This is a genomic window from Pseudonocardia xishanensis (genome assembly GCF_039541715.1).
Taxonomy (GTDB): domain Bacteria; phylum Actinomycetota; class Actinomycetes; order Mycobacteriales; family Pseudonocardiaceae; genus Pseudonocardia; species Pseudonocardia xishanensis.
The window spans coordinates 185,860-207,093 of record NZ_BAABGT010000025.1 but is presented as its reverse complement, the minus strand read 5'-3'; the positions used below and the strand labels follow the sequence as shown (position 1 = coordinate 207,093).

Genomic DNA, 21,234 nt, shown 5'->3' with positions numbered 1-21,234 from the left:
GAGATCGAGCACCTCGCGCCGGAACTCCGGCGGATACCCACGCCTGCCCACGAACCCCCCTCAGGGGTCACGTGACCAGGATTCCAGCTACCCGACTCCACCGAATCCGGGGCCAACCACCTCCATCAAACCCGGGACGGGACAGGTCAGATGTCCCAGCCGTAGAAGACGCGTTCGACGACCGCTCGCGCGCGGCGGGTGGTGCGGCAGTAATCGTCCAGGAACCGGCCGGGGTCGCCGTCGGCGGGGTAGCCCAGGGCGGCCGCGACCGCGGCGAGCTCGCGGCCCGAGCGCGGGAGCTGGTCGCCGGGCTTGCCCTTGACCAGCATGATCGCGTTCCGGGCACGGGTGGCGAGCTCCCAGCCCGCGCGCAGCTCGGCGGCGTCGTCCGCGGTGAGCAGGCCCGCCTCCGCCGCCTCCCGCAGACCGTCCAGGGTGGACGTCGTCCGCAGCTCCGGGTTGTCCCCGGCGTGCTGCAGCTGTAGGAGCTGGACGGTCCACTCCACGTCCGCCAGCCCGCCGTGCCCGAGCTTGGTGTGGGTCGTGCGGTCCGCGCCGCGCGGGAGCCGTTCGGCGTCCACCCGCGACTTGATCCGGCGGATCTCCGTGACCGCCTCGGCGGGCAGCCCCTCCCCCGGGTACCGGATCGGGTCGATGAGCTCGACGAACTCCCGCCCCAGCTCCACGTCCCCGGCCACCGGCTTGGCGCGCAGCAGCGCCTGCGCCTCCCACGGCTCCGACCAGCGGGTGTAGTAGTCGCGGTAGGACTTCAGCGTGCGCACCAGCGGACCGGAGCGGCCCTCGGGGCGCAGGTCCGCGTCGACGATCAGGGCCGGGTCCGGGCTCGGGTCGCCCAGCCTGCGTCGGACGCCCTCGACCACCGACGTCGCGAACTTGACCGCCGCCGCGTCCGTGACCTCGGGGGACGCCGGCGCGCAGACGAACATGACGTCCGCGTCCGAGGAGTAGCCGAGCTCGGCCCCGCCGAGCCTGCCCATCCCGATCACGGCGATCCGGGCCGGCACCGGGCCCGTCCCCGCCACGTCCTTGGTCGTGGCCGCGAGGGTCGCCCGCAGCACCGCGATCCACACGACCGACAGGGCCTCGCAGACCTCGACGACGCTCAGCTTGCCGAGCAGGTCCGCGCACGCGACGCGGAGCATCTCGTGCCGCCGCATCGACCGGGCGCTGGCCACCGCCGAGGTCAGGTCGGGCTGGCGCGACACCGCCGCGAGCAGCCACTGGCCGACGGTCGCCGGATCGCGGGTGAGCTCGTCCGGCTGCCCCGGCGACGGCGTGGCGAGCACCCGGAGGATCTCCGGAGCGCGCACCAGCAGGTCCGGGACCAGCGCGGACGTGCCCAGCAGGTACATCAGCCGCTCGGCGACCTGGCCCTCGTCCCGCAGCAGCCGCAGGTACCAGGGGGTCGTGGCGAGCGCCTCGGAGACCTGTCGGTAGGCCAGCAGCCCGCGGTCCGGATCGGGGGTGACGGCCAGCCCGTCGAGCAGCACCGGTAGCAGCGTCTGCTGGATCGACGCCGCCCGCGTCACCCCGCCGGTCAGCGCGCGCAGGTGCCCCAGCGCCCCCTCCGGCGACGCCCAGCCGAGCGCCTTGAGCCGGGCCGCCGCGGCCTTCTCCGACAGCCGGCTGTCCGCGACCGACAGCCGCGAGACCGCCTGCAGCAGCGGGCGGTAGAAGAGCTTCTCGTGCAGCCTGCGGACGCGGCGGGCGTTGCGCTGCCACTCGTTCATCAGCACGCCGACGACGTCGTGGCGCCCGTCCGGGCGCAGCCGCGCGGCCCGGGCCAGCCACCGCAGCGCGTCGGTGTCGGTCTGTGCGGGGAGCAGATGGGTGCGGCGCATCCGCTGCAGCTGCAGCCGGTGCTCGAGCAGCCGCAGGAAGCGGTAGGAGGCGGCCAGGTTGGCGCCGTCGTCCCGGCCGACGTAACCGCCGTCGGCCAGGGCGGCGAGGGCCTCCAGCGTGGACGGCGAGCGCAGGGTCTCGTCCGTGCGGCCGTGCACCAGCTGCAGCAGCTGGACGGCGAACTCGACGTCCCGCAGCCCCCCGCGGCCGAGCTTGAGCTCGCGCTCGGCGTGGTCCGGGCGGACGTGCTCCTCGACCCGGCGGCGCATGGCCTGGACGTCCGCGACGAAGTCGTCCCGTCCGGCGGCGGTCCAGACCATCGGCGCGACGGCCTCGGCGTACGCCTGCCCGAGCGCCGCGTCCCCGGCGATCGGGCGGGCCTTGAGCAGCGCCTGGAACTCCCAGGTCTTGGCCCAGCGCCTGTAGTAGGTCACGTGCCCGTCCAGCGTGCGGACCAGCGCCCCCTGGCGTCCCTCGGGGCGCAGGTTGGCGTCCACCTCGAAGCACGCCTCCCCCGCGATGCGCATGACCCGGCTCGCCAGCTTCGTGGCCGCCGCGATGTCGCCCTCGCCCACGAAGATGACGTCGACGTCCGAGACGTAGTTCAGCTCGCGCCCGCCGCACTTGCCCATCGCGATCACCGCGAGCCGGGTGTCCGCGGGCGGGTCGATCTCCTCGGTGGAGACGGCCAGCGCGGCGCCGATCGCGGCGGCGGCGAGGTCGGCGAGCTGGGCCGCGACCTCGTCCACCTCCATGACCGGCAGGGACTGCTCCCCCACGGCGGCGAGGTCCGCGCCCGCGAGGCCCACCAGCTCGTCCCGGTACGCCGTGCGCAGCGCGATGACGGCGGCGGCGCCGGTGACCTGCGCCCGCGGCCGGTCGGCGTCCGGGTCCGCCCCGACGGCCCGTAGCAGGTTCGCCCGGCGCCGGGCGAGATCCGGCGGCGGGTCACGGCGGTCCGGCCCGTCGGCCAGCAGGGGCCAGCGGTCCGGGTGGGTGATCAGGTGGTCGCCCAGCGCGGTGGAGCTGCCCAGCAGGGCGAACAGCCGCCCGCGCAGCCCGACGTCGGTGCGCAGCTCGCCGTCCACCCGCTTCCAGTCGGTCGCCGCCTGGGCGAAACGCTCGACCTGACGCAGCGCGAGATCGGGGTCCGGGGACCGGGCGAGCGCCCACATGATCTCCTCGGCGCCCGCGACGGGCCGGTCGCCCGCCCACCAGCCGAGCTCGCGCAGGGTGTCCTCGGCCCACGCCTCGGTCAGCCCGAGGCGGGCCAGGGAGGTCCGGGTGCGATCCGCCACGTCGAGCCATCCTGCCCCATGACGACCTCGTGTCGCGCACGGAGCCCCCGTGTTACGTCACAGCGTTATCCCGGATAGACGTCCGGCTGGTCGAGCGGGACCGCGAGCCAGGACAGCATCCCGGCCAGCTCGCGGTAGGCGGCGAGCCGGGCCTCGTCGGTGCCCGCCTCCTCGGCCCGGCGCACCGGCGCGCGCAGCCGCTCGACCATCGCGGGCCCGAGCTCCAGGAGCCCGCCCGAGCCCGTCGTCGCGAACCGGGCCAGGACGTAGCGGGCCAGTCCGCCGACGGGGATCCCGGTGTGCTCGGACAGCCCGCGCAGGGTGTGCAGCGGGTCGAGGCGGTTGTAGTCGGCGACCTCGGCCTTGAACACGGCGTCGGGGTCGTCCGCCGCCCACGGTCCCGTCCAGGGGGTGAGGTTCAGCTCGTCACTCATGCGGCTCCTGTCCGGAAGGTCCGTATCCTGGCGGCGTGGACGAGATCCTCGAGGCGCCGCTGATGAACCCCGTCGCCCTGGCGGTCGTGGGCGGGGTGCTGCTCGTCGCGGTCCTGGTGACCGGCCTGGTGCTGCGCCGGATGTGGACGCGGGCGCGCACCTTCGCCGGGTCGCAGCAGCACCGGATCGAGCGCGCCCGCACCGAGCTGGCCGCCCTGCGCCTCGACGGGCCCCGCCGGGAGGCCGTCGACCTGCGGCGGCGGCTCGCCGAGTCCGTCACCGCGACCGACCGCCAGCTGGCCGCGGCACCGTCGGTACTGGTGTCGGCGACCGTCGAGGACCAGCACCGGGAGCTCCGCAGGCTCGCCACCGAGCTGGACGCCCACCTCCGCACCCTGCAGGACGAGCCGGACGCCGCGCGCGTCGAGGCCGCCCTGCCCGAGGCCACGGGATGGACCGACCAGCTCTGCGAGATCGCCGCGGAGCTGCGCGCGGCCGTCCGGGAGTCGGCGCGGGCGACGACCCACACCGACGTCCGGGCCCTGGACACCGGGACGAAGGACGGCGTGGCCGCCCTCCGAGCCGGCATCGACTTCCTGTCCGAGCGCGTGCGCCGGTCCTAGAGGACCGGCAGGTACGTCGCCAGCTCGTACGGGGTGACGTTCTTGCGGTAGGCGTCCCACTCCGCCCGCTTGTTGCGCAGGAAGAAGTCGAAGACGTGCTCGCCGAGGATCTCGGCGACCAGCTCCGAGTGCTCCATCGCGCCCAGCGCCTCGGTGAGGTTCTGCGGCAGCGGCTCGTAGCCCAGCGCGCGGCGCTCGGTGTCCGTGAGCGACCAGACGTCGTCCTCGGTGGCGGCGGGCAGCTCGTAGCCCTTCTGCACGCCCTGCAGGCCGGCGCCGAGGATCACGGCGAAGGCCAGGTAGGGGTTGCAGGCCGAGTCCAGTGTGCGGATCTCCACCCGGCGGGTCGACGACTTGCCCGGCGAGTACATCGGCACCCGGACCAGCGCGGAGCGGTTCGCGTGCCCCCAGCTGACCGCGGTGGGCGCCTCGCCGCCGGTGATCAGCCGCTTGTAGGAGTTGACCCACTGGTTGGTCACGGCGCTCATCTCGCGCGCGTGCCGCAGCACCCCGGCCACGAAGGCCTTGCCGGTCTCGGACAGCTCGTAGGGGTCGTCCGGGTCGTGGAAGGCGTTGCGGTCGCCCTCGAACAGCGAGAAGTGGGTGTGCATCGCCGAGCCGGGGTGGTCGGTGAACGGCTTGGGCATGAAGCTCGCCCGCACGCCCTGGGTCAGCGCCACCTCCTTCACCACGTACCGGAAGGTCATGATGTTGTCCGCCATGGTGAGGGCGTCGGCGTAGCGCAGGTCGATCTCCTGCTGGCCGGGGCCGCCCTCGTGGTGGCTGAACTCCACCGAGATGCCCATGGACTCGAGGGTCTCGATGGCGTTGCGCCGGAAGTGCGGCGCGACGTCGTGGCTGGCCTGGTCGAAGTAGCCGCCGGAGTCCGCGGGGACGGGCGGGGTGCCGTCCGCCGGGAGGCCGCGGAGGAGGTAGAACTCGATCTCGGGGTGGACGTAGCAGGTGAAGCCTGCCTCGCCGGCCTTGGACAGGGCGCGGCGCAGCACGTGCCGCGGGTCGGCCCACGACGGCGAGCCGTCCGGCATCGCGATGTCGCAGAACATCCGGGCCGAGTAGTGCTCGCCCCCGGACTCCCAGGGCAGCACCTGGAACGTCGACGGGTCGGGCCGGGCGACCATGTCCGACTCGTACACCCGGGCGAAGCCCTCGATGGCGGACCCGTCGAACCCGATGCCCTCCGCGAAGGCCCCTTCGAGCTCGGCGGGGGCAACCGCCACCGACTTGAGATAGCCGAGCACGTCGGTGAACCAGAGCCGCACGAAGCGGATGTCTCGTTCCTCGAGCGTGCGCAGCACGAATTCCTGCTGGCGGTCCATGGGCTGAAGGCTAGGAACGTCGTGTTACACGAATGTTTCCTGGCTGCTCAGAGCGTTCGACGGCACACCACTTTCGGGGGATTCACGAGGCGAGCGTGCACTCCGTGCCCGCCGCGGGCAGGGTTCCGTCCACCAGATAGGCCGTGAGGGCGGTGTCGATGCAGGCGTTCCCCTGCAGGCCCGCGGTGTGCTGGTTGCCCTCGACCTTGATCAGCGAGGCGCCCAGGTCCGCGGCGAGGTCGACGCCCGCCTGGTACGGCGTGGCCGGGTCCCCCGTGACGGACACGACGACGGTGGGGGCCAGCCCCGGGACGTCGGGCCGGTGGGGCTCGGTGGTCGGCGGGACCGGCCAGAAGGCGCACGGGTCCTTCGCCGCGACGGGTCCGCGCCCGGTCGTGGTGAAGGGCGCGGCCTGCTCGACCCCCTGCGCCAGGGCCGTGACCTGCGCGGGATCGGTGATCCGGACGTTGTCCATGCAGGAGATGGCCTGGAAGGCCTCCAGCGAGTTGTCGTAGGCGCCGTTCGCGCGCTTGTAGTACAGGTCGGCGAGGGTGAGCAGCAGGGAGCCGTCCCCGGAGGCGAGCTGGGAGATCGCGATGCTCAGGACGGGCCAGAGCTGGCGCACGTACATGGCCTGCTGCACGCCGGTGATCGCGTCTCCGAAGGACAGCCGACGGGTGGGGTCACCGGTGCGGGCCGGGGTGTCGATCAGGGGCCGGGCCAGGGTCTGCCAGACCTGCGTCGAGCGCGCGGGGTCGGTCCCGAGCGGACAGTTCGGCTGCGTGGCGCACCAGGCGGTGTAGGCGTCGAAGGCCTGCTGGAAGCCCGCGCTCTGGTCCACGTTCGACTGGATCGTGTCCTGGGTGGGGTCGACCGCGCCGTCGAGGACCATGGCGCGGACGCGCTGGGGGAAGGCCTCGGCGTAGGCGGTGCCGATCGAGGTGCCGTAGGAGTAGCCGTAGTAGGTGAGCTTCTCGTCACCGAGGGCGGCCCGCAGCAGGTCGAGGTCCTTGACGACGTCCCGGGTGCCCAGGGTGGCGAGGACGTCCGCACCCATGCGGGAGGTGCAGCGGTCCGCGTACTCCTTGTTGTGCGCCTCCAGCGCCGCGACACCCGCGGGCGAGGGATCGGCGTAGACGGTGGCGCGGTAGGTGTCCTGCTCGGCGTCGGAGAGACAGTCGATCGTCGGGGTGCTCACGCCGACCCCGCGCGGGTCGAAGCCGACGAGGTCGAAGCGCTGGAGCAGGTTCGGCGCGGACTTGACCAGCGACGGCACCAGCGACGTGCCGCTGACGCCGGGTCCGCCGGGGTTGACCACCATCGACCCGATCCGCGCCCCCGTCGCCCGCGCGCGCAGCACGGCGATCTCGGCGGTCTCGCCGTCGGGCTTCGCGTAGTCGAGCGGGACGGTGAGCTTCGCGCACTGCAGCGCGGGATCGGTGTAGGCCTGCGCGACGTCCGGGCTCGCGGCGTAGCCCTGACAGCTCCCCCAGGCGAGCGCCTGGGTCGCGAACCGCGCCAGGGGGTCCGCCGTCGGGGCCTGCGGTGGGGGCGCGGTGGTGGTCGCCGCGGAACAGCCCGCCAGCACGCCGAGGACGGCGAGCAGGGCGACCAGGTTCCGGACGGCCGTGGACGGGGAGCGACGGCGCGGGGACACGGCGTCAGCATGACAGTGCGACGGCGCGCCGTCCGTCCCGGTCGCTCGACGATGTGAGGTCCGTCGCCGGCTCGTGCTTTCGCGGGCTCCGGGGTGTCAGGCTTGCCCTGCACACCCAGACGACCCGGGGACCTGCGACGCAGGCTTCGAGGGAGGACGGACAGCGATGTCTGAGCACTCAGTGTCCGCTGCGCAGGAGATCGAGGCGCCGTACCGGTCGGCCGCCCCGCGCAAGCGCACCCGCATCCACCACCTCGCCGAGATGAAGCAGCGCGGCGAGCGTTGGCCGATGCTCACCGCCTACGACGTCTACTCGGCGGAGATCTTCGACGAGGCCGGCATCCCCGTCCTCCTGGTCGGCGACTCCGCGGGCAACAACGTCTACGGCTACGACAACACCATCCCGGTGACCGTCGACCAGCTCGTGCCGCTGACCCGGGCGGTGGTGCAGGGCGCGCCGCACGCGCTGGTGGTGGCCGACCTGCCCTTCGGCAGCTACCACGTGTCCGTCGGCCAGGCCGTGGAGACCGGGATCCGGTTCTTCAAGGAGGCGGGCGCCCACGCGGTGAAGCTCGAGGGCGGGGCGCGGTTCGCCCCGCACGTCGAGGCGCTGTCCGGATCCGGCATCCCGGTCATGGCGCACCTCGGCTTCACCCCGCAGGCCGAGCACGCGCTCGGCGGCTTCCGGATCCAGGGCCGCGGGTCCTCCGGCGAGCAGAAGCTGGTGGAGGACGCCCTCGCCCTGCAGGAGGCGGGCGCCTTCGCGGTGGTGCTGGAGATGGTGCCGGGTGAGGTCGCGAAGCGGGTCACCGCGGAGCTCACCATCCCGACCATCGGCATCGGCGCGGGCCCCGAGTGCGACGCCCAGGTCCTCGTCTGGTCCGACATGGCGGGCATGAACCGGGGCCGGGTCCCGAAGTTCGTGAAGCAGTACGCGGACGTGGGCAGCGTGCTGCTGGGCGCGGCCAAGGCCTACGCCGCGGACGTCCGCGGAGGCACCTACCCGGACGAGGCCCACACCTACCACTGAGCCGATCGGACTCGCGGGACCGACCACCCCTCGCTCCCGCGAGTCCGACACCCTCGCGCCCGAGACCGACGCCCGCCGCCACGAGTCCGGTGCGGCTCAGCTCGGCCCGGGTGATCCGGCGCCTCTCGAAGGTTCTCGAACCGCCGTCAGAGTGCTGCTGCGCCCCCGGCCACCATCGCGACCGCCGGGCACTCCCGCCGCTCCCACCGCTCGCGCAGCGAGGTCAGCCGAGCGAGGTCGGCGGGGCGGTCGGCGAGTGCGGCCGCGGCCGCGGTGAGCACCGCGCCGGCGCGCGCGTGGGTGTCCGGGTCCGCGAGCCCGGCGTCGGCGACGTGGCGGTGGGCCGCCGCGTCGGGGACGAGCGCGCGGCCGGGGAGGGTGTCGTCGAGCACCAGGCCGGTGAGCAGGCTCAGCAGCTCGCCGTAGAGCACGGGGTCGGGGCAGGCGTCACAGGCCTTGAACTCGATCCGGCCGATCTCCGCCGGGAGCCGCGCGGGCTGGGTGAGCGAGGGATCGGTCGCCACGGCGTGCGGCGAGCCGGGTTCCAGGAAGACCATCGCCGCGGGGCGCACCCCGGTGCGCAGCGCGGTGCGGGCCGACAGCCCGCCCCACACCCCGCCGTCCCGGAACGGTGAGGAGAACGAGAACGGCACGATCCAGGGCGAGTAGAAGGTGAGCTTCGCCCCCGCGTCGACCAGGGCGGCGCCCTCGAGCCCCGCGACGGAGAGGTTGAGGTCCGGGCCGTGGGTGACCATGTGCAGGTGCGCGGTCCGCTCCTCCGGCGACCCGGTCCGGTGCGCGCGCTCCCAGGCGTTGAGCGGCGGGTCGATCGGATAGCGCGACCGCACCGGGTTGAACCCGGTCACCCACGGCTCGAGCCCGTGCGCACGGGCCACCCGGTCGAGCTCGGCGACGTCCGCGCCGAGCGCCGCCACCGCGGCCTCCACCGAGTCGTGGATCAGGGTGCGCACCTCGATCCCCTTCGGGTCGCAGCGCAGGAGCGCGCCGGACTCGTCGAAGCGCTCGAACCCCTCGACGTACCAGCGCGTGCGCTTGATCCCCTGGTCACCGATCCGCAGGCCGGGGACCGGGGTGTCGGGCAGCGCGTCGACGATGCCCTGGAGCAGCGCGAACGAGGTGTTCGTGAAGTCGGCGAACGGGCCGTCCGCGTGCCGGAAGGACACCTCGTGCTCGATGCCGTAGCGCACCCGCGTCACCCTGAGACCCTCCGCCGTCCTGCGTGCCGCCGGAGGACACTAGCCGTGTCGGGGTGCCTGCGGAGCGTGTCGATCGGGACACCCGATCGGGCTTGACGCGACGCCCGGATCAGGTAAGGCGAACCTGACTGTCCCCGTCGCCGGATCGGCCTCCACCAGCTGGACCACCGGGGTGTCCGCCGCCCGCAGCTCCCCGCTGCACCGGGCCATGACCGGCGGCTCGGGCACGAACACCTCGCCCGGGTCCGCGCGCAGCACGATCGCCGGGAACCCCTCCCCCACCCGGTCGGCCAGGACGGCGGCCTCGGTCCGGTCCGTACACGCCCGCGAGACGGCGTTGGCGGTGCGGTCCGAGGCGTTCATGACGTCGGGCAGGGAGGGCAGGGCCTCGGCGAGCCAGGCCGGGATCTCCCGGCCCGCCGCCACGGCGAGGCAGACCTCGCTGCCGAACCGGTCCACCAGCCGCCGCAGCGGGGCGGTGACGTGCGCGTACGGCGCACCGATCCCGCCGTGCCCCGCGTCCGCGGGCGCGCCGACCCCGACGCCGAAGGCCTGGTAGGAGGCACCGCGTAGCAATGTCGTGGCGGCGCGCCGGACGGCGAGGGTGCGTGGCGCCTGGTCCGCGTGCTTCAGGCCGGCGAGGACCTGCGCGGGCGTGGCGCCCGCGGGCCAGTCGATCCCCAGCGCGACCGCGGTGCGGCGCAGCTCGGCGATCGCGTCCGGGTCGGGCGCGGGGAGCGTGCGGAGCAGGCCGACGCCGGCGTCGAGCATGATCCTGGCCGCGGACATGCCGGTGAGCAGCGAGATCTCGGCGTTCCAGTCCTCGACCGCGGTCCGCCGCCGGACCCGGACGGTCCAGCCGCCCGCGCCGTCCGGCACGACCTCCTGTTCGGGCAGCTCCAGCTCCACGGCCCCGCGGGTCACGGCCAGCTCGCGGCGGAGCGGGCCGAGCTCGGCGAGCGGGGCCAGGGCGGGATGGGGGCGGCCCGCGTCGAAGTCGGCCTGGACGCCCGCGTAGTCCAGCCGGGCCAGGGAGCGGACCAGCGCCCGCCGGACGTCGACCGAGACGGTCTCCCCCGCGTCGTCGAGCTCGATGCGCCAGAGGACGGCCGGACGCGGGCCGTCCGGCAGCAGGCTGGCGGCGTTCTCGGAGAGCACCGGCGGGTGCAGCGGGACGGAGCCGTCCGGCAGGTAGACGGTCTGGCCGCGGCGGCGGACCTCCGCGTCCAGCGCACCCCCGGGCGTGACGACGGCGCCGAGGTCGGCGATCGCGTAGTGCACGGTGAACCCGCGGGCGGTCCGGGTGATGCCGACGGCCTGGTCGAGGTCCATCGAGCCGGGCGGGTCGACGGTGACCAGCGGGACGTCGGTGGCGTCCACCCGCTCGCCCGTCGGCCCGGCGGCGGCGCGCTCGGCCTCGGTCAGCACCTCGGACGGGAAGGCGGTGGGCAGCGCGAACTCGGTCCGCACCGCGGCGAAGTCGGGGAGCACACGCGCAGTATGGGTCCCCGGAGCCGTCCGGGGCCGTCTCGACCCGTGTGGGTGATCCCCGACGCGGTCGGACGGCGCGGGCGGGCGGGCCCCGGCTCCATACTGCGCGGGAGGGGGTGCGCGATGGGGGGAACCGTCCTTCGGGTGGGCGCCGCGGTCGTCGTGGTGGTCGGGCTCGTGGTCGGGGTGTACGCCGCGCTGACGGGGGCCACGCTGCGGCCCGTCGTCGCCGCGCCGCCCGCCGCCCAGGCCACGGGGACGACCGGGCCCCCGCCGCCCGCCTTCGCGCCGGTCGACCGTGCCGGGCCCGCGCTCACGGTCCCCGCCGCCGACCTCGCGGCGAGCCTGGAGTGCACCCGCGCCCGGGCGAACCGGGACACGGTGCTGCTGCTGTCCGGCACCGGGGCGGACCCGGCGACGGCCTACTCCTGGGGCGTGCGGCCCGTGCTCACCGCCGCGGGGTTCGCGACCTGCCTGTCGACCGCGCCCGAGCGCAACACCGGGGACATCGCGGTGCGCGCGCAGTACGTCGTCCACGCCATCCGGACGATCGCCGCGGACACCGGCCGGAAGGTCGCGGTCGTCGGGCACAGCCAGGGCGGGGTCGTCGTCCGCTGGGCGCTGCGGTTCTGGCCGGACCTGCGCCCCCTCGTCTCCGACGTCGTCGCCCTCGGCCCGCCCAACGCAGGCACCACCGCGTTCACCTGCCCGCCCGCCTGCAGCGCCGCCGACCGCCAGCAGGCCGCCGGGTCCGCGTTCGTCGAGGCGCTGAACTCCGGCGCGCAGACCTTCCCCGGCATCGACTACAGCGTGGTGGTCTCCACCGACGACGTCGTCGTCACGCCGCCCGCGACCGCGTCGACCCTGCTCGGCGTCCCGACGGTGTCCGTGCAGCAGGTCTGCCCCGGCAGACGGACCGACCACGGTGCGCTCGGGCTGTCCGATGCGGTGAGTCTCGGCCTGGTCGTCGACGCCCTGCGCAACCCCGGTCCCGCCGACCCGGCCCGGATCCGGCAGTCCACCTGCGCGGCCGCCCAGGCGGCCGGGATCACCGCCGCCGCGCTGCGCCGGGGCACCGCCGCGGTGCGGGCGGAGGTCGATCTCCCCCGGACGGCGGTGTCGGAGGAGCCCGCACCCCCCTGCTACACCCGCGACACCCCCTGCTGAAACACGGTCGTCATGCCCTGCTCTGGACAACCGCCGCCGAAGGGATCAGCCTGGTACACGAGCGTGCACCGAGTCTCGGGAGGCGTCATGAGGTTGGGCAGGAAGCTGGCGGAGGGCCTGGCCGTGGACCGCGAGGCGGACCGCCTCGCGGAGTCGCGGGAACCGGCCGAGAAGACGACCCCGAGCGTGGCCGCGGTCACCGCCGGGATCGCCGAGGAACTCCCGGCCGAACAGCCGGTCCGGGCCTAGCCGTCCCGATGGGCGGGTCGTTCGCCCCGTTCGCCCGCAGCCCGCGCGAACACTCCGACGAGCCCCTGCCGGGGTTCAAGCTCGCCTACCCGATGGTCGCGGCGGACGGCCGCAGCTGCGGGTTCAGCGGGGTCACCCTCGGCAGGGCGCACGTCTACCGCGCGGTGGACGACGCGCTGTGCGCGCACGGCTCGCGGCACGCCTGTCCGTCGCGGTGGTGCGACTGCGGCTTCTACTGTTTCCACGACATCGGCGCGGCGCGGGACCTCGCGTGCGAGCCGGACCACCGCAGCGCCGTGCTGCTCGAGGTCTTCGCGTCGGGCCGGTACCGGCGCTACGAACGCGGGCTGCGCTACGCGCGCCAACGGGTCGGGGCGGTCCGGATCGGCCGGTGCGAGTGCGGCCGTCCGGCCGAGCTGCTGGCGGACTCCGGGGCGGGCACCGTCGGGTGGCGCAAGCTGCTGCCGGTCTGCGGGCATTGCGCCGCCGACCGGCCCACCCTGACCCCGCAGCGTTTCGGGGAGCTGGCCGGGGTGGCTCAGGTGCTCCAGGACGGCACGGCGGGCGCGCCCGCGCCGCCGCAGCAGCCGGTCGCGCCCACCGCGACGACCGAGGACCCGGGCACGGTGGCCCTGCTCTCCGCCGAGGTCGCGGTGCTGCACGCCCGCCTGGACGAGGCGCTGGCCAGGCTGGACGCGCTGCAGTCCAAGCTCGACGGGCGCTAGCTACAGCCAGCGCGGCAGCTCGGGGACCTCCGCGCGCTCGCCCTCGGCCGTGCGCGCCCGGACCCGGCGGGACCGACCCCGCCCGGACACCCACTCCGCGAGGTCGGCGACGGGCGCCTCGACGGAGACCCCGCCCTCGCCGATCGACCACACCCGGGAGCGGTCCGCCGCGACGAGCCGCACCGCGGGCACGCCCTCGCGCGCGGAGAGCATCGCGGCGACGTCCCCCACCAGCTCGCACAGCATGGGTTGCGGGAAATCCTCGAACGAGGCCCCGACGTCCAGGTCCACGGAGTGGATCCACATCTCCCGCGCCCGCATCCAGGCGATCTCGGTGGCGGGCACCTCCACGCCCTGCGAGTTGCGGATGGTGGCCCGCCACGCGTCCTCCGGCATGGCCTTGACCACCTGTGCCAGGGTGTCCGAGGTCGAGACCACGTCCTCGCGGATCGCGGCGGGCGGGCGGGCGGCACCGGCGGCGATGTCCGCGTCCCGAGCCTCCCGGCTCGCGTAGGCCGGGGTCTCCTCGCCGGTGCGGGCCCAGTGCAGCAGGTTCATCAGCGCGTCGGCGTTGCGCGCGACGTGGCTGAGCACGTGGGCACGGGTCCAGCCGGGCAACGCCGAGGGGGCGGCGAAGGCGTCGTCCCCCATCCGGTCCATGAGCCCGCGCAGGTGCGCCGCGCCGTCCCCCGCCCAGGCCAGGGACAGGGCGAGCGTGCGCGTCACTTGGCGAGCCGGCAGACGTTCCGGAGCTCGCCGACGCCCTCGACCGTGGTGACCAGCTCGGCCCCGTCGGTGAGGTAGCGCGGAGGCTTCCTGGCGTGCCCGACCCCGCCGGGCGTGCCGGTCGCGATGACGTCCCCGGGGTTCAGCGTGAGGATCGTGGACAGGTACTTGACCAGGTCCACCGCCCCGAACACGAGCTGGTCGGTGGTCGAGGACTGCATGACCTCGCCGTCCAGCGTGGTGGAGATCGGGAGGCCGCCCGCAGGCAGCTCGTCCGGGGTGACCAGCACCGGCCCGAGCGGGGTGGAGTGCTCGAACGTCTTGCCCTGCAGGAACTGGCTGGTGCGGTACTGGTAGTCCCGCACGCTCACGTCGTTGAGCACGGTGTACCCGGCGATCGCCGCCTCCGCCGCGGCGTCGTCCGCGTTCCGCACCGACGAGCCGATCACCACGGTCAGCTCGGCCTCGTAGTCCACCTGCTCGGAGACCACGGGCAGCTCGATCTCGTCGTGGGCGCCGACCAGCGCGGGCGCGAACTTCGCGAACACCGTGGGGTACTCGGGCAGCTCGTTGCCCATCTCCCGCACGTGGTCGCGGTAGTTCAGCCCGATGCAGAGGATCTTCTCCGGGCTCGGTACCAGCGGGGCGTAGTCCAGCCCCGCCACCGCGTGCACCGGACCCGCCGCCGCCCCGGCGTGCTCCCGCCAGTCCGGCCGGGACAGCAGGGCCCGCAGGTCCGCTTCGCCGGTCTCCGTCGCCGTCTCCCCGTCGAGCCGGACGGCCCGGGTGCCCGCCACGGTCCGGATGGTGGCCAGCCTCATGCCCTCGCTCCTCGCGTCACGGCATGAGTCTGCGCCACCGCCGGTCCGATTTCAGCCCCGGGGGTCAGATCGCCCCGCTCTCGTCCTTCGTGTCCGCGCCCCGGACCGGAAGATCCTCGAAGACGGCGGGCGGCTCGCGCCACGGGTCGACGGCGCCCGCCTGCACGGCACGCCAGACCCGCTCCGGGGTGCAGGGCAGGTCGATGTGTCGGACGCCGAGGTGAGCCAGCGCGTCGACCACCGCGTTCTGCACGGCCGGGGTGGAGCCGATGGTCGCGGACTCGCCGATCCCCTTGGCGCCCAGCACGTTCATGTGGGTGGGCGTCTCGGTGGTGACGGCCTCGAACGGGAACAGGTCCGCGGCGGTGGGGATGTGGTAGTCCGCGAGGGTGCCGGTGGTGGGGTTGCCGTCGGCGTCGAACACCACCTCCTCGAACAGCGCCTGGGCGATGCCCTGCGCCAGCCCGCCGTGCTGCTGACCCTCGACGAGCAGCGGGTTCAGTACCCGCCCGCAGTCGTCGACGGCGATGTGGCTGCGCGGGGTGACCCGACCGGTCAGGGTGTCCACCTCGACGACGGACAGGTGCGCACCGAACGGGAAGGTCGCGCCCGCCTGCTTCTCGTCGAGCCCCGCGAACAGCTCGCCCTCCTCCAGGACCTGCGCCCAGGACACCGTGGCGCTCGGCACACCGGCCACCCCGAAGGCGCCGTCCTCGGTCAGCTCCACGTCCGAGGGGTTCGCCTCCAGCAGCGCCGCCGCCCGTCGGACGGCCTGCTCCCGGACGTCGTCGGCGGCCACCCGCACCGCCGACCCGCCCATCTGCAGCGACCGCGACCCGCCGGTGCCGCCGCCGCGCGGCACGCTCGCGGTGTCCGACTGCTCGTAGCGGATGTTCTCGAAGGGGATGCCGAGCCGGTCCGAGACCAGCATCGCGAAGGACGTGGCGTGCCCCTGGCCGTGCGCCGAGGTCCCGGCCTGCACTGTGACGCTCGGGGTGCCTGCTGCGTTGTCGACACTGTGCACCCGCACCGAGCCGTACTCGCTCCCGCCGCCGCCCGCGGTGATCTCCACGTAGACGGCCAGCCCGATCCCGAGCTGCACCGGATCGTCCGCCTCGCGGCGGGCGGCCTGCTCCTCGCGCAGCTTCTCGTAGTCCCCCAGCCGCAGCGCCTCGCGCAGCGGCAGGTCGTAGTCGCCGACGTCGTACTGTGCGCCCACCGGCGTGACCAGCGGGAACGCCGCGGGATCGAGGAGGTTGCGGCGGCGCAGCTCGACCGGGTCGATGCCCAGCTCGACCGCGGCGAGGTCCACCAGGCGCTCCAGGTGGGCGGCGGCCTCCGGCCTGCCCGCCCCGCGGACGGCGCCCATCGGCGTGGTCGTGGTCATCGCCGAGACGGCGTCGTAGCGGACGACGGGGATGTCGTAGACCCCCGGCGCCATCATGTAGGTCTGGTTCAGCGGCAGCGCCCCGCCGAAGCCCGCGTAGGCGCCCGAGTCCCCGATCACCCGGCAGCGCAGGCCGGTCATCCGGCCCTCGCGGGTCAGGCCGAGCTCGTAGTAGGCGATCTGGCCGCGGCCGTGCGGCATCGACTGCAGGTTCTCCGAGCGGGTCTCGACCCACGCGACGGGCGCGCCGAGCGCCCGCGCGGCCCCGATCGTCGCCGTGTGCTCGGCGATCAGGCCCGCCTTGCCGCCGAACCCCCCGCCGACGTGCGGGGCGACGACCCGGACGTCGTCCTGCTCGTAGCCGAAGAGCCTCCCCGCCAGCGTGCGGAACAGGTGCGGCATCTGCGTCGACACGTGCACGGTCAGCGGGAAGTCCGCCGTCGTGGGGTCGGCGAGGATCGCGTTGCCCTCCATGGGGACCACCGCGAGCCGCTGGTTCACCATCCGGGCCCGGACGACCACCTCGGCGCCCGCCAGCGCCGCCTCCGGGTCCTCGACCCGCAGCCCGGCCGCGACGTTGCTGCCCAGCTCGGGGAACTGCAGCTCGGCGTCCGGCGCCAGGGCCGCCTCCGGGTCGACGACGGCGGGCAGCGGGTCGTAGTCGACCTCCACCAGCTCGGCGGCGTCGACGGCCGCGGCGCGGGTGCGCGCGACGACCACCGCGACCGCCTCGCCCACGAACCGCACCCGGTCGATCGCCAGCGGCGGGCGCGGGGTGTGCTCGTTGAGCGCGACGAGCCCGTGGTGCGCGGGCAGGTCCAGGGTCGCGGCGGTGAAGACCGCGACGACGTCCTCGGCCGCCTCCGCCTCGGCGGTGTCGATCCCGGTGATCAGGGCGTGGGCGAGCGGGGAGCGGACGAACACGGCGTGCAGGGCGTCCGGACGGGCGGCGACGAGGTTGCCGACGTACGTCGTCGCACCGGTGATCAGGTCCGGGTCCTCGACCCGACGGACCGCGGTTCCCAGGATGGATCCAGGCATGTGACTCACCCTACGCCCGAACCGGTGGATCCTCCGGTTGAGCCGGGGACACGCCGCGGTCGAGCACCTGCCGGGCACGGCGCAGGGGGCTGCGCACGTTCCGCCGGTTCCAGACCGGGTTCGCCGCCGCCCGCGCGGACTTGCGGGCCACCTCCGCCACGTGCTGCAACCAGCCGAGCGTGGTGAGCACCCGGGGATCGACGGGGTCCCCGCCCAGCCTCCGCTGGGCCCGTCGGACCTGGTCGGGCGGGTCGGCGAGCCACCGCTGCACCAGCGTGCCCAGCTCGGGGCCGCCGGTGCCGTGCACCACGCAGAACTGGCTCATCACCACCACGTCCAGCACCTGCAGGCCGTCCGGCCTGGCCTCGCACCAGTCGACGATCCCGGTGACCCGCCCGTCGGAGTCGGCGAGCAGGTTGACCGGCCCGAAGTCGCCGTGGGTCCAGCCGACGCGGGCCCGGCGGCCGCGCAGCGCGGCGTCGAGGTGCTCGGCCAGCCAGTGGGTCTCCTGCCGCAGCACCGTGGGGACGATCTCGCGCACCCGATCCAGGGGCTCGTGGACCCAGGCGCGCAGCTCGGCGTCCCCGACCACCCGGATCCGGCCCGTGCAGCGGTGCAGCCGCTCGATCGCGTCCGTCGCGCTGGCGACGAACGTCTCCGTCCGCTCCGGGTCCCGCAGCGCGTGCAGCCCGCTCTCGCCGGGCAGCAGCGATTCGATCACGCAGTAGCTCTCGCCCACGTCGCCCGCCCCGAGGACCTCGGGCAGCAGTGCGTGCAGGCGGCCGAGGCGCTCGTCGGCGTGCAGCCGGTCCAGCACCTCGGTCTGCCAGGCGAGGCCGTCGCGGCTGCGCGGGGTGTCGCTGGCCTTCAGCAGCGCGCCGTGCGGCCCGTCGTCCGGCCCGATCACGGCGACGACCGACTCCGAGCCGCCCGCGAGCCGCCTGCGCACCTGCCAGGCGGAGGCCTCGGGCAACCGCAGGTGCGCCGCCGCGGAGTCCACCCGGCGGAGCAGCCCGGCCGAGCGCACCGCGTCGATCCGGCCGGACAGCCCCGGCGGCAGCCAGCGGGCCGTGGCCAGCAGGATCACGACGGCGACCAGCGACTGGCCGACCAGCCAGGCCAGGCCCGCGCCTGCGAGGCCGAGCGCCGGGACCAGGACCACCGAACCGCCGATCACCAGCACGGCGGCCGCCGCGGGCACCCCGAACTGGATGCGCCCCCACTGCCGCAGCCGCGCGGCACCGACCATCGACGAGGTCACGGCGTATGGGATCGCGGCGAGCGAGGTCAGCGCCAGGACGACGGCTCCCTCGCGGGCGTAGTGGTCCCCGAACACGGCCAGGACCAGCGGGCCGCCCAGGGCGAGGACCACCGCACCGGGGACGACGAGCCGCAGCGACCGGCCGACCGTCCGGCGGCGGGCGGCGTCCGCCCCGGCCGGGTCGGCGGCACCGTGCGCGACCATCGACTGGTTCATCCCCGACGACACGACGAACAGCGTCTGCGCCAGCTGCCAGACCACGCCGTAGACCGCGGTGGCCGCGGGGTCGGTGAGCGCCAGCACCAGCAGCGGCATGCCGAACATGGCGCCCTGCTGGCACACCGAGCCCGCGTAGTCGGCGCGGACGAACCGGCCCAGCTCCCGGAGCGTGACCGGGCGGGCGGCAACCGTGTGCTCCTCGCCGAAGCGGGGCAGCGCGCGCACGAGCAGCCACACGGTGACCGCCAGCACCAGGACCGTGGTGGCCACCATCCAGGACACGGCGATCGCGCCGGTCACCGTGGCGGTCAGCGCCGCGGCCAGCAGCCCGACCTTCAGCACGGCGAACACGATGTTCTCCAGCGGCACCAGGGTGGCCCGGCCGATCGCCGTCAGCACGTAGTCCTGCACGGTGAACAGCGCCCACACCGGCGTGGCCAGGCCGAAGAACACCAGCAGACGATCCTGCCCGACGGCGGCGACCAACTCCGGGGCCCACCACGGCGCGCCGAGTGCGAAGACCCCTCCGACGAGGGCCGCGAGCAGCACGACGACCAGGTACCCCAGCACCACCATGCGGCGGGCGGCGCGGCCTGCGACCGGTACGAACCGCAGCAGCGCGTAGGTCAGGTTGAGGTGCGCGACGCCGCCGAGCAGCATCACCGCGGAGAGCGCCGCCTGGTCCACACCGACGGCCGCGGGCGGCAGCAGCCGGGCGGCCAGCACCCAGTACGCCAGTCCGACGACGCTCGTGAGGCCGGAGCCCAGCACGAGGGCCAGTCCGTCCCTGTACGCGGGATCCCGGACGGCGGCCACCACCGGACGGGTGGCGGCTCGTACTCCGGCAGACCCCAACACTGCGCGAACGTAGCAATACGCCCAGGAGACCGTCGGACATGTGGGGGATGAACGGTCGATGAACGCGGCGGGGGCGCCGAGCGGCGCGTGCCGGACGACGGACGGGGATCACGTCCCGTACGGCTCCTGGTCGCGGGGGCTGCGGGGGTAGCGTCCTCGCATGCCCGAGTTCCACCACACCGACGTGCTCCCGCTCGGGGATGATCAGACCGAGTACCGCGAGCTCGACCTTCCCGCCGGGAAGGTCGTGGAAGCGGCCGGCCGGACCTTCCTCGAGATCGACCCCACCACGATCACCGGCCTCGTCCGCGAGGCCGTCAAGGACATCCAGCACCACCTGCGGCCCTCGCACCTGGCCCAGCTCCGCGCGATCGTGGACGATCCCGAGGCCTCCGGGAACGACCGCTTCGTGGCCACGGACCTGCTGCGCAACGCCTGCGTCTCCGCGGGCGGGGTACTGCCGATGTGTCAGGACACCGGCACCGCGATCGTCGTCGGCAAGAAGACCGAGACGGTCCTGACCGGCGGGAACGACGAGGAGGCCGTCTCCCGCGGCGTCTTCGAGGCCTACGACCAGCTCAACCTGCGCTACTCGCAGATGGCCCCGATCTCGTTCTGGGACGAGAAGAACACGGGGACCAACCTGCCCGCCCAGGTCGAGCTGTACTCGGTCCCCGGGCAGAAGCCGAAGTACGAGTTCCTGGTGATGGCCAAGGGCGGCGGCTCGGCCAACAAGACCTTCCTCTACCAGGAGACCAAGGCGCTGCTGAACCCCAAGCGGCTGGCCGCCTTCCTGGACGAGAAGCTGCGCTCGCTCGGCACCGCGGCCTGCCCGCCCTACCACCTCGCGGTCGTCGTGGGCGGGATGTCGGCGGAGTACACACTCAAGGTGGCCAAGCTGGCGTCCGCGCGGTACCTGGACACGCTGCCCACCTCGGGCTCGGAGCTCGGGCACGCCATCCGCGATCCCGAGCTGGAGCAGCAGGTCCTGGAGCTGACCCGGAACTTCGGCATCGGCGCCCAGTTCGGCGGCAAGTACTTCTGCCACGACGTCAGGGTGATCCGGCTGCCGCGCCACGGCGCCTCGCTCCCCGTCGGGATCGCGGTGTCCTGCTCCGCGGACCGCCAGGCCAAGGCCAAGATCACCGCGGACGGCGTGTTCCTGGAGCAGCTCGAGTTCGACCCGGCCAAGTACCTGCCGGACGTGACCGAGGAGCAGCTCCCCGAGTCCGCGGACGTCGTGCAGGTGGACCTGACCCGGCCGATGGCCGAGATCCGGTCCCTGCTGTCCTCGCTGCCGGTGAAGACGCGGGTGTCGCTGACCGGCCCGTTGGTCGTGGCCCGTGACATCGCCCACGCCAAGATCGCCGAGCGGCTGGACGCGGGCGAGGAGATGCCGCAGTACCTGAAGGACCACCCGGTGTACTACGCCGGACCGGCGAAGACGCCCGAGGGCTACGCCTCCGGCTCCTTCGGCCCGACGACGGCGGGTCGGATGGACTCCTACGTCGCGCAGTTCCAGCAGGCGGGCGGCTCGCTGGTCATGCTGGCCAAGGGCAACCGGTCGAAGCAGGTCACGGACTCATGCGCCGCGAACGGCGGGTTCTACCTGGGCTCGATCGGCGGCCCCGCGGCCCGGCTGGCGCAGGACTGCATCCGCAGGGTCGAGGTCCTGGAGTACCCGGAGCTCGGCATGGAGGCGGTCTGGAGGATCGAGGTCGAGGACTTCCCCGCGTTCGTCGTGGTGGACGACAAGGGCAACGACTTCTTCGCCGAGACCAGCACCCCCACCCTGCAGGTCACCTTCCGCACCTGAGCGCGGCCCCGATC

Annotated in this window: 16 protein-coding genes; 6 read left to right on the top strand and 10 right to left on the bottom strand. The window is 74.2% G+C overall.

All coding sequences use genetic code 11. From position 1 onward, the window contains the following. Positions 1-146: 146 nt before the first annotated feature. Positions 147-3,161, bottom strand: coding sequence for a bifunctional [glutamine synthetase] adenylyltransferase/[glutamine synthetase]-adenylyl-L-tyrosine phosphorylase (locus ABD993_RS09410; protein ID WP_345414770.1), 3,015 nt, complete (start codon positions 3,159-3,161; stop codon positions 147-149). A 65-nt stretch (positions 3,162-3,226) separates the two neighbouring features. After that, a complete protein-coding gene (locus ABD993_RS09405; RefSeq protein ID WP_345414769.1) occupies positions 3,227-3,595 on the bottom strand; it encodes a DUF6027 family protein in 369 nt (122 codons plus the stop codon). Positions 3,596-3,630: 35 nt separating this feature from the next. Between ABD993_RS09405 and ABD993_RS09400 the strand changes: the two genes are divergently transcribed. After that, positions 3,631-4,218, top strand: coding sequence for a hypothetical protein (locus tag ABD993_RS09400; protein WP_345414768.1), 588 nt, complete (start codon positions 3,631-3,633; stop codon positions 4,216-4,218). Here ABD993_RS09400 and ABD993_RS09395 read toward each other — a convergent pair. Together ABD993_RS09395 and ABD993_RS09390 are read right to left on the bottom strand one after the other, a co-directional pair. Next, entirely contained in the window at positions 4,215-5,555 is a 1,341-nt protein-coding gene (locus ABD993_RS09395; RefSeq protein ID WP_345414766.1) for a glutamine synthetase family protein, read from the bottom strand. The two genes, ABD993_RS09400 and ABD993_RS09395, sit on opposite strands and share 4 nt — an antisense overlap. 82 nt (positions 5,556-5,637) lie before the next feature. Continuing rightward, a complete protein-coding gene (locus ABD993_RS09390) occupies positions 5,638-7,212 on the bottom strand; it encodes an alpha/beta hydrolase (RefSeq protein ID WP_345414764.1) in 1,575 nt (524 codons plus the stop codon). Between the two features lie 166 nt (positions 7,213-7,378). On the opposite strand from ABD993_RS09390, the gene panB reads away from it, so the two are divergent. Beyond that, positions 7,379-8,242, top strand: a complete 864-nt coding sequence (panB, locus tag ABD993_RS09385) for a 3-methyl-2-oxobutanoate hydroxymethyltransferase (RefSeq protein ID WP_345414763.1) — start codon at positions 7,379-7,381, stop codon at positions 8,240-8,242. Positions 8,243-8,388: 146 nt separating this feature from the next. On the opposite strand, the gene ABD993_RS09380 is transcribed toward panB, so the two are convergent. Then, complete coding sequence (locus tag ABD993_RS09380) at positions 8,389-9,459, bottom strand: glutamate-cysteine ligase family protein (RefSeq protein ID WP_345414761.1); 1,071 nt, start codon at positions 9,457-9,459, stop codon at positions 8,389-8,391. Between the two features lie 39 nt (positions 9,460-9,498). Further along, positions 9,499-10,950, bottom strand: coding sequence for an RNB domain-containing ribonuclease (locus ABD993_RS09375; RefSeq protein ID WP_345414759.1), 1,452 nt, complete (start codon positions 10,948-10,950; stop codon positions 9,499-9,501). Between the two features lie 123 nt (positions 10,951-11,073). Here ABD993_RS09375 and ABD993_RS09370 point away from each other — a divergent pair, with 123 nt between their 5' ends. The 3 genes from ABD993_RS09370 to ABD993_RS09360 all read left to right on the top strand — a co-directional run bounded on the left by ABD993_RS09370 (position 11,074) and on the right by ABD993_RS09360 (position 13,091). After that, entirely contained in the window at positions 11,074-12,117 is a 1,044-nt protein-coding gene (locus ABD993_RS09370; protein ID WP_345414757.1) for an esterase/lipase family protein, read from the top strand. Positions 12,118-12,204: 87 nt separating this feature from the next. After that, positions 12,205-12,366 carry a hypothetical protein gene (locus ABD993_RS09365; RefSeq protein WP_345414755.1) on the top strand — a complete coding sequence of 54 codons (162 nt, stop codon included), beginning with the start codon at positions 12,205-12,207 and terminating at the stop codon, positions 12,364-12,366. 8 nt (positions 12,367-12,374) lie between these two features. Further along, positions 12,375-13,091, top strand: coding sequence for a hypothetical protein (locus ABD993_RS09360; RefSeq protein WP_345414754.1), 717 nt, complete (start codon positions 12,375-12,377; stop codon positions 13,089-13,091). On the opposite strand, the gene ABD993_RS09355 is transcribed toward ABD993_RS09360, so the two are convergent. The 4 genes from ABD993_RS09355 to ABD993_RS09340 all read right to left on the bottom strand — a co-directional run bounded on the left by ABD993_RS09355 (position 13,092) and on the right by ABD993_RS09340 (position 19,362). After that, a complete protein-coding gene (locus ABD993_RS09355) occupies positions 13,092-13,817 on the bottom strand; it encodes a maleylpyruvate isomerase family mycothiol-dependent enzyme (protein WP_345414752.1) in 726 nt (241 codons plus the stop codon). Further along, entirely contained in the window at positions 13,814-14,638 is an 825-nt protein-coding gene (locus ABD993_RS09350; protein ID WP_345414750.1) for a fumarylacetoacetate hydrolase family protein, read from the bottom strand. The genes ABD993_RS09355 and ABD993_RS09350 overlap by 4 nt, the downstream gene beginning before the upstream one ends. 64 nt (positions 14,639-14,702) lie before the next feature. Further along, a complete protein-coding gene (locus ABD993_RS09345) occupies positions 14,703-17,066 on the bottom strand; it encodes a xanthine dehydrogenase family protein molybdopterin-binding subunit (protein ID WP_345414749.1) in 2,364 nt (787 codons plus the stop codon). Between the two features lie 10 nt (positions 17,067-17,076). Then, positions 17,077-19,362, bottom strand: coding sequence for a phosphotransferase (locus ABD993_RS09340; RefSeq protein ID WP_345414747.1), 2,286 nt, complete (start codon positions 19,360-19,362; stop codon positions 17,077-17,079). A 202-nt stretch (positions 19,363-19,564) separates the two neighbouring features. On the opposite strand from ABD993_RS09340, the gene ABD993_RS09335 reads away from it, so the two are divergent. Continuing rightward, positions 19,565-21,220, top strand: a complete 1,656-nt coding sequence (locus ABD993_RS09335; RefSeq protein ID WP_345414745.1) for a fumarate hydratase — start codon at positions 19,565-19,567, stop codon at positions 21,218-21,220. The last annotated feature ends 14 nt before the right edge of the window (positions 21,221-21,234 follow it).